The following is a 20,303-nucleotide window of genomic DNA, read 5'->3' as shown; positions in this document are numbered from 1 at the left end:
ATCCATGCCGATGGTCGGCATGGACGAAGCTCTACGATTTTTGACCTTTGAACTCCGTGGGAGGAACGCCCGTTATCTTCTTAAAGACACGGCTAAAATAGTTCGGGTCCTTATAACCCACTTCAAAGCTGATTTCCTTCAGGGCAAGGTTGCCCTCCTTAATCAAAGAAATAGCTTTATCAATCCTTAACCTGGTTACGAAGTCGATGAACGTTTCTCCATATTCCTGTTTGAAAATTTTACTGAAGTAGTGAGGATTCAAGTGGACGAAATCAGCCACTTCTTCCAGTGAAAGGTCATCGTTGAACCGTTCCTCGATATACATCTTTGCTCTGCCCAGCATAGTCAGTGTTTGAACCTCCCGCTGTTCGCGTATCCGTTGTAATGCTGACATGACGTACGTCTGCTGAAGCATTCCATTCTCCTCTTTGAGGGCAAGCACAGAGGCGTTTCCAGCCTCTGACGACTTCAGTTCATCAAAGTGGCAGTAACCTCCATCGCGCTTGTGTAGGGTGGAGGCAAAAACGGCTTCGAAATAGGACTTGCGAAGTCCTTCCTCGCCGCTATGAAGCGAGCCGATTCCAATAGCTGTCTTTATGCCAAATTGCTGCTGGGCCAGCTCGGAGAGCTGTTGAACAAGATGCTTAATCCGCTGTTGCCAGTCGTTTTCGCTGGTGGCAGGCGGCTTTTGTAAAAAAGTGGCCACATGATGGTCGATCAGGGAGCTCACAATGGAATTGGGGCCATGTGTTTTTACATAGCTTCGGAAATGATCGTAAATTTTCTTTTTGTCCTGCTCGTCTGCATATCCTTCAAAGGCAGCAATGATGGCGCTTCCCTGATCAAGAGGAAAGTCGAGCCATTCTGACAGTTGAGAAGCGCTCGAATCCACCGTCTGGTCGACCATAAGCATTAAAGCCAGCTCATTTTCTGCGAGCGGCATCAGCTGTGAGATTTTGTGCCTAAGCTCCAATTCTTCCGTGCGTGCTCGCTTCTCGCATTCAATTTCTTCAATCAGTCGTTTCAGTGTACTGATGATTAGTTCTCGCTTCGCTGGCTTCAGAATGTATTCTTTTACGCCCAAAGAGAGCGCCTCACGTGCATAAGCAAAATAATCATAGGCGGTGACGAGCACGAAACGGGTATCAGGAAGACGCTCCTTTAATTCACGAAGCGCCCCAAGCCCGTCGATTCCAGGCATGTTGATATCCAGAATGGCAATATGAGGCCGGTGCTCTTCCGCGCATTCGATCGCCATGCGGCCGTTGTCGGCATGAATAAACCGAAATACCCCCGGCATTGCCCGTTCCACTATCAATTCCAGTCCTTCCCTCTCCAAAGCTTCGTCATCCGCGATCAACAACCGATACATTCGTCTGCTCACTCTCCTTCTTGACTGGAATTCGTATTGTTATGGTAGTACCTAATCCGATATGGCTTCGGATTTCAACCATTCCTTCCTTTTCGTAGAACAATTGCAGCCGCCTAAACACGTTTTGCATTCCAAGTCCTGTTGAACTACTGCTTTCAGCTCCACCTTCTAAACGGAGCACGGACAGTCGGGTTTCCTCCGTCATACCCTTTCCGTTGTCTGAAATTTCAATTTGCACGTCCTCGCCCGCTCTCGACAGCGTCAATGTGATAATGGCTCCGTTTTCCATATCAGCTACACCATGAAGAAAGGCGTTTTCAATAAATGGCTGAATCGTCAAGGCCGGAATTTGCTGCTGAAGTACGGAAGCGTCAAAGTGAAGATCAAAGCGAATTCTGTCCCGGAAACGCGCCTGCTGGATGGTTACGTATTCGCTTATATGATCCAGTTCCTCCTGGAGCGTTACAGGTTTGTCCAGCTTTTGCAGACTGTACCGTAATAGATTGGACAGCGAAACGATCAGGTCGCTGGTCTTCTCCGCCCCTTCCAGGATCGCCAGTTTGGAGAGCACATTTAAGGTATTGAACAAAAAGTGCGGGTTAATTTGATTTTGCAGAGCCAAAAGCTCTAGCTCTTTCACAAGCCGCCGCATTTCCAGACTCTGTTTATCCTTTTCGATAAGGATGCTCAAATCAGCGGACATTTGCAAAATGGCGTCTGCCAATACGCCTAGCTCGTCATCTCGCCGCGGTTGGGGCTCGATATTCAGATCACCTGTGGCGATTCGCTTCGCCAGTCCGACCAGTCTGCCGACAGGGCCCGTAATGCTGCGCGAGACCCAGATGGCAAGCAAAACCCCCATCAGCGCGTTCATGCCGAACAACGCCACTCCCAATCCGTTCATTTGCTCATTCTTGTTCCGAATGTTCTCGATGAGCGGCCGGTAATAAGCCAGTTCAGCATCGATCAGTCGCTGGCCCTCCTCATGAATATAGCCGACGGTTTTCTCCGCTTCAATGTAATGCTCAAAAGCCGATTGAGGATCTTGTGCCTTTGCATCCAGAACTGCAGCTTGCTTCTGTTCAAGAAATGTGGCTAACAGATTCATGTAGTCCTCCTCGGCAAAAGAAGGATCGGTCGAGTCAGAGACTTCCTGGATTCTGCCTTTCAGCTGCTTCAATTGGTATTCTGTCGGGCCCTGCACACCCGTCTCGTCTCTTGGATTGAGCAGATAGGTATAGAGGAGATTTAAGTTGCCCTCCGCCGATTCGGAGGTTTGCTCGATGAGAAGAATTCGGCCAAGCATTTCATCGTAGCTCTGTTGGACGACCTTCCCGCTTTGGAATACAAAATAAGCGATGATATTGGCGAACACAACTAGAAGAGGGATGAACAGAAGCAACTTCGTTCTGATCGTCATCGTCTGTCATCTCCAGACATGTTGTCGGGAGTGTCCGCATGCACTTCATATACCCTGGTGTATGTTAATTCCTGGGGATCATGTCCCTTTAGATAATCATTCAGCAATTTTATAGCCTTAGCCCCCATTTCCATTGGCTGTTGAACAAGGGTGAGCTCGATTTTGCGATGTTTGATAGCTTTCAACGTCTCGGCCATATCGTCAAAAGCGAAAATCTGCAAATTCCGCACGCCGCGCCGCTCCGAGGCTTCCAGAATGCCAAGGCCGTCCAGCGCACTGAATCCGACCATGTAGTGAATCTGCGGATAATGGGTGAGCATGTTCTGAGCTTGCTGGGCTGCCTGAAGCCGTGAAATATTTGAGGAGCGAATCTCCACAATGCGGAGCTTGGGATAGCGGCTGATCACAGAACGAAATCCCGCAAGCCTGAGCCGCTGATTCTCGACGCGCTCGCTGCTGATCATAACTCCAATATCGCCATGCTCCCCAGAGGCCTTCGCCAACAGCATGCCCATCTGTTTTCCTGCTCCTTCGTTATCCGTTCCGACGTAAGCCAGCCTTCGGGAGTCCGGCTCATCCGTATCGATCGTGATGACAGGTATGCCAAGTGCGGCAGCCTTGTTGATTAATCGTCGATACTCTGGATCATTTATCCCTTGAACCAGAATCGCATCTGCCTTGGCGGCGATCGCTTTATCCAGCAGTTTGATCTGCTCGGACGGATTAATGCGGTCCGGTCCGATATAATCGAGCCTCATACCGTACTGCTCTGCTTCCTTTCGAGCTCCTTGTTCAATGGACCGCCAATAATAATTGTCCAGCTCTTGTGATATCAATACCACTTTTGTATCGGAACCCCCGTCGTTTGGTGAAACCGTCTTCAATTGTTCTGCAAATTGGTGAATTTGAAGAGAAGACAGAGTGAACTGAAACAACAGCCAGGCAAATAGCAGGAAGACGGGAATAAGGATAAATGTCCATTTACGGTTTGACATGTCTTGCTCCTTTGGGAATATTTAGAGACACAACTCATTATACAGTAAACAAGAGAAGCACACGCAGCTTCGTCAACGGCAAGTAGCATCTGTTGATGCGAAAGTTAGGATTTTTGACACCTAAGTTCGAATCTGGTCATGATTTTGATAACGCTTTCTACAGGCATATTGCTACAATGACGGTATATTAATTCTAATTACCGGAGGTTGAATGCCGTGTCATTTAAAGTAGCTTTTATTGGAGCAGGAAGCATCGGTTTTACCCGTGGAATTTTGCGAGATCTGTTATCAGTACCGGAGTTTAACGATATTGAAGTGGCTTTTACGGACATCAGTCAGCACAATCTGGATATGGTTACTGAACTGTGTCAGAGGGATATTCGTGAGAATGGGTTGTCCATACAAATACAGTCCTCTACGGATCGAAAGGTAGCTCTAAAGGATGCCAAATACGTCATTTGTACAATCCGTGTCGGCGGTCTGGAAGCCTTTGCGACCGATGTGGATATTCCGCTAAAATACGGTGTGGATCAATGCGTGGGCGATACATTATGTGCAGGAGGCATCATGTATGGCCAGCGTGGTATCGCTGAAATGCTGGAGATTTGCAAAGATATCCGTGAGTTAAGTGCACAGGATGTGCTGCTGCTGAACTACTCGAACCCAATGGCGATGATGACCTGGGCCTGCAACAAGTACGGTGGCGTGCGTACGGTTGGTCTATGTCACGGCGTCCAGAATGGGCATCACCAAATTGCCGAGGCGTACGGTCTGGAGAAGCAGGATGTGGACATTGTATGCGCCGGAATCAATCACCAAACATGGTACATTCAGGCCTCGCATAAGGGTAAGGATCTTACAGCCGGACTGCTGGAGGCTTTTGAACAACATCCTGAATTTAGCCGCACCGAAAAGGTACGCATCGATATGCTTCGTCGTTTTGGCTATTACAGCACAGAGTCGAATGGTCATCTCAGTGAATATGTGCCTTGGTATCGGAAGCGTCCGAATGAAATTCTGGACTGGATTGATCTGGGCAACTGGATCAACGGAGAAACAGGCGGCTATTTGCGTGTATGTACGGAAGGACGTAACTGGTTTGAAACAGATTTCCCTAACTGGATGAAGGAAGATCCACTGGAGTACAAGGCAGAGCATCGAGGTGAAGAGCACGGCTCATACATTATTGAAAGCCTGGAAACCGGGCGTGTGTACCGGGGGCACTTTAATGTCGTGAATAACGGTGTAATTTCCAACTTGCCGGACGATGCGATTATTGAAGCTCCTGGATATGTGGATCGGAACGGTATTTCTATGCCGCAAGTTGGAGAACTGCCGCTGGGTCCTGCTGCCGTGTGCAATGTTAGTATTTCCGTTCAGCGTTTGGCTGTTGAAGCGGCTGTACATGGAGACGATAAGCTGCTGCGCCAAGCGTTTATGATGGACCCGTTAGTGGGCGCGGTGTGTAACCCGAAAGAAATTTGGCAGCTGGTCGATGAGATGCTAGTGGCACAGGAAGCATGGTTGCCGCAATACGGGGCAGCGATTGCCGAAGCTCGCCAACGCTTGGCTGCAGGCGATCTGATTCCAACCCAATCTTATGAGGGAGCAGCACGGCTTAAGGTGAAGACGGTTGAAGAAATGCAGCTGGATCGGGATGCCGCCAATAAAAATGCAGGACAATCTGACAAAGGCAAGGATCGCGAAAAAGTACAGAACAGCAATGCGTAACAACTATTTGGTACAATTGCAGTAACGCTCATTCCATGGACCTGCTAATGAGCAGAGGGGGATTGAACAACAATAAAAGGGTGTTTTCATGGTCGTAGGCCTGAAACATCCTTTTTTTGCTGTCGATAGGTTAACGATTGGCGTAGATAGCAGCCTAAAGTTTATCCTTGTCGATTTGGGCTGACGGAAATTAAAGAATACAGTCTTGTTTTTTATGAATCCACACTTTTACTGTCGACTCTGAATCTCCTGAGGGCTTGTCATAGCAGGGAAGTTCAACAAATGATAGAACCAATCTCAAAAAAAGAGAGACCATGCCGAACCGTCGGTGTGGCAATTCATATGCCGAATTAATAATTGTAGTCCTTAATTTATTCAATTTACAGCAGATTTCCAGCTCACTATAATCTAACATAGGAGGTGACAAAAAGGGGAAAAATGTGAGCGCATGAACAAATAGAAAGCGCTTACCTTTTGCAACTATGAACGCTACTTTTTCTAGGGAGAGAGTAGGCGTAACACACATTTAATCATATAACAATCAGGTGCCGACATAGGAAGATTCAACAAAATCTACGGAAAGATAGGTGAAGCAATTGAAAACAAAGCAAGTGCTTCGTAAAGGAATGAAGTATGCTTTTGCGCTATCACTCGTCGCAAGCAGCTTTCTACCAGGTGCAGGATTTACGGATAAAATACATGCAGAATCCCATGTCGATAATCCTTACCAAGGGGCGACAAAATACGTTAGCCCTGATTATGCGGCTAGTGTCGACACATCAATTGCCAAGGTTACGGATGCGAATCTGAAGGCAAAAATGCAAACGGTCAAAACATTCCCGACAGCCGTTTGGCTTGATCGTATCGCCGCTATTAACGGCGGTGGAGGCAAGCTTGGCTTGGAGGCACATTTGGACCAAGTATTGGCGCAAAAGAAAGGCAACACACCGATTACGGCGGAGTTCATTGTGTATGATCTGCCCGGACGGGATTGTCATGCCTTGGCTTCCAATGGTGAATTGCCGCTGACCCAGGCAGGTCTGGAAACTTATAAAAAGGATTATATTGACAAAATAGCTTCTATTTTTGCAAATCCCAAATATAAGGATATTCGTATCGTTGCGATCATTGAACCGGATAGCTTGCCAAATCTGGTAACCAATCTGGATGATCCGAAATGTGCGCAAGCCAAGTCCACAGGGATTTACGAAGCTGGTGTTAAATACACAATGAATAAGCTGAACGAGATTCCTAACGTGTACAAATACGTAGATATCGGTCACTCTGGTTGGTTAGGCTGGGATAACAACCGTTCAGCAACGGTATCCCTGTTTACAACTATTTTCAAAGACACGAGCAAAGGTCTGTCCAGTGTAGATGGCTTTATCACGAATACAGCCAATACTTCACCGCTGACAGAACCTAATTTGCCTGATCCAAACCTGAATATCGGTGGGCAGCCGATCAAATCGTCCAAGTACTACGAATGGAATCCTAATTTCGATGAATCGGATTTTGCAGAGTCCTTGCATAGAGATTTTGTCAGCGCAGGCTGGCCGAGCTCACTCGGTATGTTAATTGATACAGGCCGTAATGGATGGGGAGGACCTAACCGTCCGACTTCCGCAGTCGGCAATGATATTAACTCCTATGTAAACTCCGGTCGTGTAGACAAACGCTCACACCGTGGTAACTGGTGTAATAACAGCGGAGCAGGTATGGGAACGCCGCCACAAACGGCTCCAGCTGGTCATATCGATGCCTATGTCTGGGCAAAACCTCCGGGTGATTCCGATGGTTCCAGCTCACTCATTCCGAACGATGAGGGTAAAGGCTTTGACCGTATGTGTGATCCTACCTATACAACCAAGGATGGCACATTAACAGATGCTTTGCCGAATGCACCTATTTCAGGAGCATGGTTCCATGATCAGTTTGTAATGCTGGTACAAAATGCGTACCCTGCAATCGTGCCTTCCACTGGTGGTGTAGACCCAGCGCCTACTGCTCCAGCTGTACCGTCAGGCTTAAAGGCTGTTGTGGGCAATGCTCAAGTAACGCTGACTTGGAATGCGTCTACTGGTGCCGAGAGTTACACGGTAAAACGCGCGACTAGCGAAGCAGGTCCTTTTACAGCCGTTGCGCCTCTTGTAACGGAAAGAGAGTACACGGATAAGGGACTGACGAACGGAACAACTTACTTCTATGTTGTAAGTGCTACGAATGCGAAAGGAACAAGTAAGGATTCCGCAACGGTAAGCGCTGAGCCAAAAGGTACACCGACAGATCCAACGAATCCTACAGATCCAACAGGTGATCTGGTTGTAATGTATCGTGCTGGGGACACGGATCCAGCGAATAACGCTGCCAAGCCTTTCTTTAACCTCAAAAATAAAGGGACAACACCAGTGAAGTTGAGCGAGCTTAAAATCCGCTATTACTTCACGAAAGATGGCAGCCAAGAGCTGCAATCTGCGGTAGACTGGGCGCAAGTAGGTAATGATAACGTGCTGCGTACCATTAAAGACAACTATATTGAAATTGGATTCAGTGCTGCTGCCGGCACGCTTGCTGCTGGAGCGCAAACAGGTGATATTCAGATCCGCATGAACAATAGCGACTGGTCTAATCTGAACGAATCCAATGACTACTCCTTCGATCCAACCAAAACCTCTTATGCTGAATGGAACAAAGTAACATTGTTCCACAACGATAAGCTGGTATGGGGAATCGAGCCTTAGGAATAGGTGAATATATACACTTGAGTAACTGATAATTGTTTGAAAAAGGGCTGCGGCACAACTGCTGTAGCCTTTTTTTAACGTCTTCAAATAAAGAATTCGATGACCAAGGGAATAAGCATTCAAATTGTGTATAATGAAGAAAGAATACTGATCTACTGTGGGGGTCAACAACCACTTTTGGCAACATCTCGGTAGAGAAGGCAATCGCAACTCACTGCTGAGCGATTTTTGCGTCATTTTCTTAGCCGGGTGGTATAAAAAAATAATCTAAAGATTGCCGATGAACCTGCATCGGCAATCTTTTGTGCATACATGTTTTAATGTCTTTCATATAGAGGAGGAGATTCATTGTGTTTTCTGCTGCTCAACGACTGCCTTTGCTGGAACATATGTATAATCATGCCCCGACAGGAATCGTGATTTTGTCGAGGGAGGGGAAGTGTCTGTACGTCAATCCCGCCTTTTGCAAAATGGTCGGATATGAGCAGGAGGAATTATTGGATATCCGATATTACCATCTCTTGTATAATGAGGCTCAGGATCAGCAAGGATTGAGGGAGGCTTATGCAGGTTGGCTAAAGGCTACGGATCAAGTCTACAAGACAGAGCTGCGTTTAAAGCATAAACGGGGAACAACTGTCTGGCTATCGCTGGAATTAACCATATTTGATGATGAGGCTACCGAACAATCTTATTTGATTGCGTATGCAATGGATGTCACGGAGAAAAAGGACATGGAGCAGGTGCTTTCGGACAATGAGGATTTGTACATGTTGATTACCGAAAATACGCCGGATGTCATCTCTTACAGCACGGCAGACGGCATACTTCAATATATTTCTCCTTCGGTGGAAAAACTCCTTGGCTATACGAAGCAGGAAATGCTCGGCAAAAAACGGCTTCAATTTTACCATATCGAAGATGCCGATTACATGCGTGTACATGGAATGTTCAAGGAAACAGGCATCATGAAGCGGCGTGTACGTCATAAGGACGGGCATTATTTGTGGCTGGAAGTATCGTACCGTATTATTCGGGATGAACAGGGCAAGATCAAGCGAGTTCTATCCATCGGACGAAATATCACAGAGCGCCAGAAGAGCGAGGAGAACCTGGCAAAAGCTCAACAGTTGGCGATGTTCGGCTCATGGGACTGGGATCTGGTCAACAATGTTATGCATTTTTCCAAGGAATTTCGCAGCATATTTGGCTATCGTGTCAAGCCGGTTGAAACAAGTATTGACGCTTTCATGAAGGCAGTTCATCCCGAAGATACTGAACGGATGAAGCAAATTATCAACAACGTGATCTTAAAGGGAATTCACGAAGAAACCTTTTACCGGATTGTATTGCCCAATGGGGAACAGAAGGTACTGCGCTCGATCTGGGAAGCTGAGATGGACGAGCATGCAGGCAAGCCTGTTCAAGTAGTCGGGATGATACAGGATGTTACAGAGCACCGGGAAATCGAGCAACGTCTTCGTGAAAGTGAAAACCGTTATAAGTCACTATTTCAGCATAATCCACTCGGGATATGCGCCATGAATATGGAAGGTCATATTTTGAGCGTGAATCCGAGTTTGGAGAAGCTTACGGGTTATACGAGGGATGAGCTTCTTGGAGCTGAAATACTTGTAATGGCTTCCTCTGAGGAACAGGACAAAATCAAACGACATATCGAAATGGCCAAACAGGGGGAGACACAAACCTATGAATCGGAATTCATACATAAGGAGGGGGAGCGTCTATTCATCAAGATGACGAATATCCCGATTTTCGTGCAAGAAGAAATTGTAGGCTGTTACGGGATTATAGAGAATGTTACCCCTCTTAAAAACTACATTGCTCAGATTGAAAAGCTCAGTAACGAGCATTCGCTTATTTTGAATGCAGTATCCGAAGGAATTGTGGGTTTGAATACCGAAGGACATGTCCGCTTTATGAACCCGGCAGCTGTTGAGATGTTCGGCATAGGATCAGCCAACCCGCTGAACGGTTCATGTATAGACGTCATTCGCCATGCTGACGAAATAGGCAGCCATTTTCCGGATGAGCAGGCTTCTATTCTCCAAGCGATTCGCAGCGGCGCTTCTTATCAGGCAGAGGAAGCTGTATTTTGGAAAAAAGACGGGTCCAGTTTTCTGGCCTCCTATCGAATCAGCCCTTTGATGGATAACGGCGAACGAAAAGGAGCGGTGATGGTTTTTGTAGACAGGACGAATGAAAAGGAGATTATTCGGGCCAAGGAGTCTGCCGAACGCGCCGATCGAGCCAAGTCAGAATTCCTGTCTGTGATGAGTCATGAGCTTCGTACACCGATGAACGGCATTATAGGCATGGCAGGATTACTGGCAGACACGGAATTAGATGAGGAGCAGCGTAGCTATATCGATATTATTACCAGCAGTAGCAACGCTTTGATGCAGATATTGAATGAGATACTGGATTTGAGCAAAATCGAAGCTGGCAAAATGTCGTTGCTGCATGAGTCTTTTGTGCTGGAGGATGTGGTTGGCAGTGTAGCTGACCTATTTATGACGCAGGCTATGGAAAAAGGAATCCAGCTAGAATGGCATATAGATCAGGAAATGCCAGGGATGCTAGTCGGTGATCATGTGCGTATCCGACAGATATTGGTGAACTTGGTGAGCAATGCGATCAAATTTACGGAGCGAGGGCGTGTAAATATTTTTGTGGAGAGAAAGGCTTACAGCCGCCGTAAAAAGAAATGCCTGATTGAGTTTAGTGTAACGGATACTGGAATCGGCATCCCGGCAGACCGTCAGCATTTGTTGTTTCAGCCTTTTTCCCAGCTTCATCCGGCACTGAACCGGAAATATGGAGGGACAGGTCTTGGCTTGTCCATCTGCAAAAACCTGGTCAAGCTAATGGGGGGTTCCATTGGTGTAGATAGTGACGAGGCCAGAGGAGCAACATTCCGGTTCCAACTGGATCTAAAACTGCCGGAAGGGCACACACTTGCGAATATAAGCCGTGATCAGCCTTATGATTCAAAGGAAGGCTAAAAAGAAATAGCCGTGATGCATTCTGCATCGCGGCTATTTTTTGTAAGAAATGTCCAAAGAAAAGATTGACAAACTGTTCTAACTGTACTATTAATGATAGTACAGTTAGAACAGTTGAACATGTATACATGAATTTGAGCCAGTGTTGAAAGGAGGAAGTCCATGTTCGAGCTGGATATCCGCAGCCGTAAGCCGATCTACGAACAGCTTATGGAGAAGGTTAAGGAAATGATCGTGTACGGATCGCTTCAGCCGGATGAGCAATTGCCTTCTGTACGGGCATTGTCCGCTCAACTTACGGTGAATCCGAATACGATTCAGAAAGCGTATCGCGAGCTGGAACGCGAAGGATATATTTATTCCGTTCAGGGCAAAGGCAGCTTTGTCACGCCTACCCAGCAGCAGCCGCAACAAATAAAGCGGGATGAGATTCGGGCGGCATTGTTAAAACTGATGATCGAAGCTGTCCATTTCGGTTTTACACAGCAGGAAGTGGACGACATATACGTGGAAGCTATGCAAACAAAGGAAAGGGGGATGTCCCTTGATTGAATTAAGGGAAGTCACAAAGACATTTACGGAAGAAAAGGCTGTCGATCAGCTCGCCCTGACGGTAAAGAAGGGCTCCATTTTTGGACTGCTGGGCTCGAACGGGGCAGGGAAAACGACCTTGCTCAAAATCATTGCCGGGATTTACCGGCCGGATACTGGTAAGGTGCTAATCGGTGGACAGCCGGTGTATGAGCAGCCTGAAGCCAAGCAGCACATTCTGTTTTTGCCGGATACCCCTTATTTTTTCCCGCAAGCGACAATTCGTCAGATGGCCCGGTTTTACCGCTCCATTTATCCAAGTTGGAGTGAAGAACGCTACACACAGCTTACGGAGATTTTCAAGCTGGACCCGAAGCGCAAACTTCACCGTTTTTCCAAGGGGATGAAGCGCCAAGCCGCTTTTTTGCTTGCCTTGAGCTGCATGCCAGAGCTGCTGGTTTTGGATGAACCCATTGATGGTCTGGACCCCGTGATGCGTAGAATGATCAAAAATCTCTTGTTCCAAGAAACCGCAGCACGTGAGATGACCGTCGTGATCTCATCTCATAATTTGCGTGAGATTGAAGACATGTGTGATCATGTCGGCATTATGCACCAAGGTCGGATGCTGTTGGAAAAAGAGGTGGATGACCTTAAATCCGATACGCATAAGGTGCAGGTTGCCTTTCGGGACAGCATGCATGAGGAAGCTGTCTGTGGCCAACTTTCGGTTGTACATAAGGAGCGGAGGGGCAGTGTTCTGCTGCTTATCATCCGGGGTGAGCGAGAGCGGATTGCAGAAACGATTGAAGCGTATGAGCCGCATGTGTTCGATTTGCTGCCGTTGACGCTTGAAGAAATTTTCATTTATGAAATGGAGGACGCAGGTTATGACATCCAACCGATTCTTCTGTAGCGGCGGCGTAATTCGCCAATGCCTGAGACAGCATGGCTGGATCGGTCTATTGTACTTGGCAGGATTGCTGTTTACAGTACCGCTGCCATTGTTTATGAGCACTGGTGATGAACAACCGCGAGTGGTTTTAAAAAGCTTGTTCGATAGCACAAACTCGGGTAATGAATTGCAAAAATTAATTTTAATGACCGTACCCGTGCTGGCAGGTGTGATGCTGCTTCGTTTTGTTCAGCGACAGGGGCCATCCGATTTGTATCATAGCCTACCTTTGCGTAGAGAGCATCTATTAACGTCACATTTAATTAGCGGTCTTGTTCTTTTACTTGTACCTGTATGGCTGACTGCGGGAGTAACTGCTTGGGTTAACACGTCAGTCGAACTGCCTTATATTTTTCAAATTAATGACGTTGGATCGTGGGCTTTGGTTGTGTCCGTCCTTACGATTTTCTTGTTTACTTTTACTGTGTTTGTAGGGATTTGTGTGGGACAATCGTTGCTACAGACCGTAGTAGTGTATGTTTTGCTGCTATTGCCTCAGTTTCTATTCATGATGATAGGGCGTTTTCTGGAACGTAATTTATACGGATATGTGCGGGTGCGAGAAACCATTGTTCAATATATTAATGGCTCGGAGTTTCGCAGCAATAATAATGTTTGGGAAAACTTATCGCCGTTTGTACGCATTATGGACAACTTGCCACAGCGCGCCTTTTCTTACATGGAGCTACTCGCCTATCTAGGTATCTCTGTGCTATTTGTCGCCTTGAGTTATGGTTTGTATCGTAAACGCTTGGTCGAAAAGGCGACTCAGGCTATAGCGTTTTCTTTCTTTCAACCTTTGTTCAAGGCAGGGGTTATACTATGCGCCATGCTTGTACTAGGCGATTATTTTTATAATGCAGGTACAAGAGGAGCTAATTGGTCGATTTTCGGGTATGCACTTGGAGCTATTTTAGGCTATATCGTTGTAGAAATGGTCGTCCGCAAGACGTGGCAAATTGTGCGTGTTCGTGCTTTGGTGGAAATGGTCGTTTACGGTGTGATCATGGGGCTGGTACTGTATATCCCGATTTCAGGTTGGTTGGGTTATGAGGGACGGATTCCAACAGCACACTCCGTAGAAAAAGTTTATGTCGGGCAAGAGGAGCCTCTAGGGGGAGATGCAGAAAAAGAAGCTTATTACTCCCAAGATAGGGCCTATATCGCCTCTGTACTGAATTTACATCGAGAACTCGTACGTGCACATGCAGCTGGCGAGAAAATGTTGTCCAAAAACCTGGCCGTCGAATCGGCATTCATAGTCTACCGTTTGGATGATGGTTCCACCATGACTCGCCGCTATACATTCCCGGAGAAGCCTTTCCGGACAGAACTGACTAAAGTGATGGAAGCAGAGCCTTATAAAACGGTGAGATACAAGCTGGATAAGCTGCAAGGAAAAGCAGAGACGATCAATATCGAATCCGTAGATGATAATGAAAGACGAGTGGTTTTAACCAATCCCAAAGAAACTCGTGAATTTGAAGCTGTACTCAGAGAAGAAGTATTAAATATGAGTTATAGCGAAATGCAATCACATCGATACCCTCTGGGGAATGTTTCTATTACAAATAAAGAGTCATCCTCTACCAATAACGAACCGAGCTGGCATCGTGAAATTTCATTTAATTGGCCGGCTTCATATCACAAGCTTACAGATTGGCTAGAGCAAAAAGGGTATGCGGATAAGGTCATCATTGATTCCAAGGATATTTTTTCGATACGGGCTGTTCCTATTATTTCTCAGGAAATGGAGCCTTATCAACCCAATCAATATATTGAAGACTATAAAATATTTAGAAGCATTCAACAAAAGCACAAAGCAATAACGATTGAAGATCCGAAGCTGTGGAGCACTGTACTGGAAAAGCGTAGATCTAATAGCTATACTCCAGATATGGCGAAAGGCACTTACTTGGTTCAAGTCAAGATCAAACCTTTATTTAGTTCAGATCCCCATACACGCTATTACTATTTTACTCCGAACGATATGACACCGGAGCTTGCCAAGGCATTACCGGCAGTTCCTTAAGCTCCTACGAGGGACAGTATCTGGTTTAGAGGGAATATGGACGGAGGTAGATGAACATGGGATGGTTCGGACACGACATATAACAACCTCATCGACGGGCAAGAGCTCCTCCACATTAGAACGGACATAAATAGAGACCAGAGTGATACAACGTAGAACATACAGAGAGAAGAGTTCAATATTGTACAGTCCAATAGTGGAGGAGCAAAAAAATATGAAATATACAGAAGATCGTGAATTTCTACAGTTGTTGGATCATCATAAACAGTCATTTTCCGGATGGGATTTTTCATTCATTTCGGACACGGGACGAGTGGCGAGCGAACCTTTAGACTGGTCTTATGCCAGCAAGGCTTTGGCGTTGATGCATGCCTCGAAGGCGATGCTGGATATGGGAACAGGCGGGGGAGAGCTCTTGTCGCAGTTGCGTCCTTTTCCAGAGATTATATGTGCGACAGAGGCATATGCACCGAACGTACCTATCGCCAAGCAAAGATTGGAGCCGCTGGGTGTGCGCGTGATGGCTATTCATGATGACGATTCCCTTCCGTTTGACGATGCTGGGTTCGACCTTGTGCTGAACAAGCATGAGTCATTTTCGCCAGCGGAAGTGCACCGTATTTTGCGTTCAGGAGGTACGTTTTTGACTCAACAGGCAGGAGGCTTGGATTGTGCAGGCCTTAACGCCCGCTTGGGAGCACCTGATTACGTGTATGCGGACTGGACTCTTCCTCAAGCAATTGCAGGTTTGAAAAGCAATGGTTTTGAAATCATAGAGCAGCGGGAACAGTTTCCGATCCAGCGCTTTTACGATATTGGAGCGATTGTCTATTACTTAAAAGTTATTGAATGGCAGATTGCAGACTTCCAGCCAGAGAAATATATAGAACAGCTGTATAGTCTGTATTTGGATATTAAACGTGATGGTTATTGGGACGTGAAGCAGCATCGTTTTTTAATCCATGCCAGAGCGATATAGAGAAGATTCGATACCAAAGAGGCCTATCCTGTAGGGGAGGCCTTTTTGTCATTTTTACTACCCTTTCGTATACTAATCTTTACCATAATTGTACAATGAAGAAGCAATAGCTTACAGACTCATTTCATTTATAAGATATAGGGGGATGTACATGTCTGAACCAAAGGAAGTTATAAGCAAGCCGAAAGAGGGCAATTCTGTGCGGATAGCATGGTTTTGGCCATGGCTGGTCGGTACGTTTATGTTTGGATTGTTTTCAGTCATGTTTAATATTATTTGGAGTATGGTTGTGGCACCTCAAGTGCAGTATTTGCTGAGGCATGAAGGTGTGACGGATATAACCGTGGTTGTAATATTGCTGCTATATGTATGGCTGGTCGGTCTCATTTTTGCAGCTTATGGTGCTTTGAGTGCGCATATGTCCAATATGCATAAGCTTCTGCTGATGCTGACTGGGCTAGCATCCTTATTATGCGGGCTGTGGTTGTGGATTATAGGACTACGAGGATCTGGCGGCCAACTTGCCGAAGTATCTGGAGGAGCGTGGGAGCTTTTTGCACTCTATCACGCTTGGGCGGAACCTATACTGGAAGTATTGGGGTCATATACACAGCTCGGTGGAATCTGGTTTCTGCTGACCGCACTGCTGCCCATAGCTGGCATGGTAGTCGGTGTTGGGGTAGATCGCTATCCAGCGGTGACCGACCAGCACGAAAAGGTGGACCATAGATGGCAATGGGTTGTAGCTGCAATATCTGCTGCGCTCATCATTGTGCTGACGATTACGCTCATGCTTCCTCAGCGTCCGTACATTGCGGAGAGGGATTTTCCGGTAGTAGATGGCGCTACAGCGGCCATTCCATTCGCACAGGATATGCTGCATGAATTGACCGGAATGAACAAGGTTCGTGCGGCTCACGAACTGAGATTCAACACAACGCATCAGGCTTATGTCAATCTGATTGAAAAGAAGGCGGATCTGATACTGGTGGCGGGTCCATCCGATGAGGAATTGCGCCTGGCGAAAAGTCGGGGAATTCAAATGAAGCTTACACCTATCGGGTGGGATGCGTTTATTTTTCTCGTTCATAAAGGCAATCCGGTTAACGGACTTTCTTCGGAGCAGGTGCGCAGCATATATGAAGGATCTATTCGTAACTGGCGTGAAGTAGGGGGCAAGAATCAGCCGATCGTTGCTTATCAGCGGGAGGAAAACTCAGGAAGCCAAACATATATGCAGAAGAAAGTGATGAAAGGTCAGGACATGGCTGAACCGCCTCGGGAACTCCGAATTGGTATAATGGGTGAGATGATTAATGCAATTGCTGATTTTGACAAGGATCACAACGCGCTCGGTTATTCATTTTATTATTTCGCAAATGTGATGCATAATCGTCAAGAGGTCAAATTTTTATCTATTAATGGAGTGGAGCCCGACAAAGAACACATTCGTTCGAAACAATATCCATTCACAGCCCAACTGTTTGTAGTTACACGCGAAGGCGAAAAGCCACGTGCTTCGATGCAACGATTACTCGAATGGCTGCAAAGCGAAGCAGGAACTCAGGCCATTGAAAAAGGCGGCTTTGTTCCTGTAAACTCGTAATCCTATAACGATTCGAATACAGTCAGTATCGTATATTCACCGCAAGAGTGAAACCAATACAGCAGGGTAATACATAGAATATGCTTTGCTGTGAATACAATACCCGCGCAGCAAGTATATCAACAACTTAAGGGGATGAACAAAAATGAAGAAAAAAACATCGGTTTGGGTGCTTTTACTCGCCGTAGCCATAGTAGCAGCAGGTTGTGAAACAGGATCGCAAACAGGACAAACGGCTCAGAATAAACCAAAGGATTCTGCATCGACACAAGTCAATGATTCGGGAGCCACTGTAGATACACCGGAACAGCAGACTGCTTCTGACGGCAAAAGCAGCACATCCCCGTCCAGCACTGACAAAGCAGTGGAGACAGGAGGGCAAACGAAGACAGATGCTAGTATAGCGAACGTCCGCATGGACAATATTACCGCGCTTCGATTAATCGACGGCCAATCCGGCTGGATCGGCGGTAATGGATGGATTGCCCGAACAGACGCGGCTCCATCCGGTTCAGTCGGTTCAGCTTGGAATGTGCAGTATCAAGGCAAAGGTACGGTTCAACAGATTTTTGCCTTGAATGGAGAGCAGGCCTGGGCTGTTATGGAAGATAGTGGTTTACTGCTGGCAACTCACGATGGCGGCAAGCATTGGGAAGCTGTCGGGACTGTACCTGAGCAAGGACAAGCGGGCTTTTTACACTTTGTATCATCCAAGGAAGGATTTAGTGGCAACCAATATACCAAGGATGGTGGACAAAGCTGGTCTTCGCTCCTTGTGCCTAGCCACATGGTAGGACAGCCATATTTTCATGATCGGCAAAACGGCTGGGCAGTAACCCAGAAAACAGATCGCTCGATCCAGATTTTGCACACCGTTAACGGTGGTCAAGATTGGACTCCTGTCATGTCGCGGACAACCGAGGGGCCTCTGAACGGAGTAACTATTCGATCGGTAGGACGGGGCAACGCATGGATTGAGCTGGTTGGAGATACGGGGATGAATCAGACGTCGTATTCGCTTTGGCATACGGCTGATAGCGGACAAAGCTGGCGTACTGTACTGGCGAATTCTACTGCCGGCGGCGGTCCTGCACCAGGTGTTAGCCAGCAAGACAATCAGGTTGCCAAAAATGAAGGGACAGCACCAGGCATGCTCTATGCGGTTAACAGCAGTACCGCTTTGATGGGTGGCTACTGTGCACCGTGTGACAAGCCTAATACGATTGGTTGGACCAATGACGGAGGCAAGACGTGGAACAATGGCAAACAAGGCTTTGATGGTTATGGCGGTCAGCAAATCGGGATGGCCAATGCCAAGGAAGGCTGGGCTATTTTCTCGGATTCAGAGCAGGCCCCGATCCTATATACCACCTCGGATGGTGGTCAGCACTGGACGCAGAGTCATGTATTTGACAAGCCTGTGACACCAGGCTCCTAAGGAGGGAATGTAGTTGAGTCAACATAAGAGAAGTGCGATTACATGGACGGACGGTCGTGAAGTACCACTCATTGGGCAGGGCACGTGGTATATGGGCGAAAAAGCCTCCCTTCGGCAGGAGGAGGTGCGTGCGCTTCAACTTGGCTTCGAGCTGGGGATGACGCTAGTAGATACGGCTGAAATGTATGCGGAGGGCGGCGCAGAAGAGATCGTCGGGGAGGCCATTCGAGGCCGCCGGGACGATGTGTATCTTGTCAGCAAAGCCTACCCTCATCATGCGGACCGTCAAGGATTGGCTCAAGCCTGCGAAGCGAGCCTAACCCGAATGGGAACCGAATACGTGGACATGTATCTGCTGCATTGGCGCGGGAATATTCCACTAGAAGAGACAATACAAGGTATGGAAAAACTGCGTGAGCAAGGCAAAATCCGCAACTGGGGCGTGTCCAATCTCGACAAATCCGATATGGAGGAGCTTTGGAGCCTGAGTAATGGCAAAGCCTGTGCTGTCAACCAAGTGCTGTATCACGCGGCTTCGCGAGGTATCGAATATGATCTGCTTCCTTGGAGCCGTACGCATGGGGTGCATGTAATGGCCTATTGCCCGATTGCCCAAGGTGGACGCCTGCGACGAGGACTACTGGAGCATCCCATTATGGTAGACATTGCTGCCAGCCACGGAGTAACTCCATCGCAAATCGCACTCGCATGGGTTATACGGGACGGTGATGTGTGGGCAATTCCCAAGGCGGTACAAGAATCGCATGTACGAGAAAATGCAGCGGCAGCAAGCATTCGGCTCACCCCTGAACAACTTCAACAAATAGACGAGGCTTTTCCTCCGCCAACGAGGAAGCAGCCGCTGGATATGGTTTGAGGAAGGAGGGGCCCGATGACAGAACCAGAGACAGAACTACACGAGGTAGATGATCATCTCGACTATGGATTATCCGTTGTATTTATCGGCTTTAATCCCAGTCTGAAATCCGGCGAGGTAGGACATCATTACGCTAATCCGCGCAACCGCTTTTGGCGCATACTGGAGGGGGCTGGCTTGACCCCTCGCTTATACGATCCATCGGAAGATCGGGAGCTGCTAAAGCTGGGTTTCGGTTTTACCAACATTGTCTCCCGTCCTACCAGAGGAGTAGAGGACATTACCCGTGAGGAATACGCCGAAGGACGTCTGAAGCTGCATGCGAAGCTAATGGAATACCGCCCGAAGGTCGCTTGCTTTGTCGGCAAAGGCGTGTACACCGAATATAGTAAAAAATCCAAAGCGGATTGGGGATTTCAGCCTGAACCGCTAATCCCCGAAATGCATGAATTTGTGGCACCTTCGTCTAGTGGACTGGTGCGCATGTCGCTGGAAGAAATCACGGATATTTATCGCCGTCTCCAAACGTTCCTTTCGTCAGAAGCCGTCTAAAATGCGGCTACGTTTGGTAGATGCAGCACACAAAGAACCATACAC

General features: G+C 47.3%; 14 protein-coding genes. 11 read left to right on the top strand and 3 right to left on the bottom strand.

Features of this window, described 5'->3' with window-relative positions; genetic code table 11:
• Nucleotides 1-31 precede the first annotated feature (31 nt).
• From MMB75_RS15670 to MMB75_RS15660, 3 genes are read right to left on the bottom strand one after another with little or no spacing between them, the layout of a single operon-like run.
• Nucleotides 32-1,372, bottom strand: a complete 1,341-nt coding sequence (locus tag MMB75_RS15670) for an AraC family transcriptional regulator (RefSeq protein WP_240753586.1) — start codon at nt 1,370-1,372, stop codon at nt 32-34.
• A complete protein-coding gene (locus tag MMB75_RS15665) occupies nt 1,347-2,792 on the bottom strand; it encodes a sensor histidine kinase (RefSeq protein ID WP_090888276.1) in 1,446 nt (481 codons plus the stop codon). The genes MMB75_RS15670 and MMB75_RS15665 overlap by 26 nt, the downstream gene beginning before the upstream one ends.
• On the bottom strand, nt 2,789-3,787 hold the full coding sequence (locus tag MMB75_RS15660; protein WP_019686311.1) for a substrate-binding domain-containing protein: 999 nt from the start codon (nt 3,785-3,787) through the stop codon (nt 2,789-2,791). Before MMB75_RS15660 ends, MMB75_RS15665 begins: the two co-directional genes overlap by 4 nt.
• A gap of 216 nt (nt 3,788-4,003) precedes the next feature.
• Here MMB75_RS15660 and melA point away from each other — a divergent pair, with 216 nt between their 5' ends.
• The 11 genes from melA (at nt 4,004) to MMB75_RS15605 (ending at nt 20,258) form a co-directional block, all read left to right on the top strand.
• Entirely contained in the window at nt 4,004-5,518 is a 1,515-nt protein-coding gene (gene melA / locus MMB75_RS15655) for an alpha-glucosidase/alpha-galactosidase (RefSeq protein ID WP_240753587.1), read from the top strand.
• Between the two features lie 587 nt (nt 5,519-6,105).
• A complete protein-coding gene (locus tag MMB75_RS15650) occupies nt 6,106-8,259 on the top strand; it encodes a glycoside hydrolase family 6 protein (RefSeq protein WP_019686313.1) in 2,154 nt (717 codons plus the stop codon).
• A 353-nt stretch (nt 8,260-8,612) separates the two neighbouring features.
• Nucleotides 8,613-11,288, top strand: coding sequence for a PAS domain S-box protein (locus tag MMB75_RS15645; protein ID WP_016821397.1), 2,676 nt, complete (start codon nt 8,613-8,615; stop codon nt 11,286-11,288).
• Between the two features lie 162 nt (nt 11,289-11,450).
• A complete protein-coding gene (locus MMB75_RS15640) occupies nt 11,451-11,840 on the top strand; it encodes a GntR family transcriptional regulator (RefSeq protein ID WP_016821396.1) in 390 nt (129 codons plus the stop codon).
• Nucleotides 11,833-12,735, top strand: a complete 903-nt coding sequence (locus MMB75_RS15635; RefSeq protein WP_016821395.1) for an ABC transporter ATP-binding protein — start codon at nt 11,833-11,835, stop codon at nt 12,733-12,735. Before MMB75_RS15640 ends, MMB75_RS15635 begins: the two co-directional genes overlap by 8 nt.
• Complete coding sequence (locus MMB75_RS15630) at nt 12,710-14,806, top strand: DUF6449 domain-containing protein (protein WP_025364177.1); 2,097 nt, start codon at nt 12,710-12,712, stop codon at nt 14,804-14,806. Before MMB75_RS15635 ends, MMB75_RS15630 begins: the two co-directional genes overlap by 26 nt.
• A gap of 214 nt (nt 14,807-15,020) precedes the next feature.
• Nucleotides 15,021-15,785: a class I SAM-dependent methyltransferase gene (locus MMB75_RS15625; protein ID WP_103042242.1), complete on the top strand. Its 765-nt coding sequence runs from the start codon at nt 15,021-15,023 to the stop codon at nt 15,783-15,785.
• A 151-nt stretch (nt 15,786-15,936) separates the two neighbouring features.
• On the top strand, nt 15,937-17,391 hold the full coding sequence (locus MMB75_RS15620) for a PstS family phosphate ABC transporter substrate-binding protein (protein WP_103042243.1): 1,455 nt from the start codon (nt 15,937-15,939) through the stop codon (nt 17,389-17,391).
• A gap of 145 nt (nt 17,392-17,536) precedes the next feature.
• On the top strand, nt 17,537-18,829 hold the full coding sequence (locus MMB75_RS15615; RefSeq protein WP_103042244.1) for a beta propeller repeat protein: 1,293 nt from the start codon (nt 17,537-17,539) through the stop codon (nt 18,827-18,829).
• Between the two features lie 13 nt (nt 18,830-18,842).
• Nucleotides 18,843-19,706, top strand: a complete 864-nt coding sequence (locus tag MMB75_RS15610; protein ID WP_103042245.1) for an aldo/keto reductase — start codon at nt 18,843-18,845, stop codon at nt 19,704-19,706.
• 15 nt (nt 19,707-19,721) lie between these two features.
• Nucleotides 19,722-20,258: a mismatch-specific DNA-glycosylase gene (locus MMB75_RS15605; RefSeq protein WP_016821389.1), complete on the top strand. Its 537-nt coding sequence runs from the start codon at nt 19,722-19,724 to the stop codon at nt 20,256-20,258.
• The last annotated feature ends 45 nt before the right edge of the window (nt 20,259-20,303 follow it).

Origin of the sequence: Paenibacillus sp. P2(2022) (assembly GCF_029522175.1) — a bacterium.
GTDB classification, from domain to species: Bacteria; Bacillota; Bacilli; order Paenibacillales; family Paenibacillaceae; genus Paenibacillus; species Paenibacillus polymyxa.
This window is presented reverse-complemented; position numbering and strand designations above follow the sequence as displayed.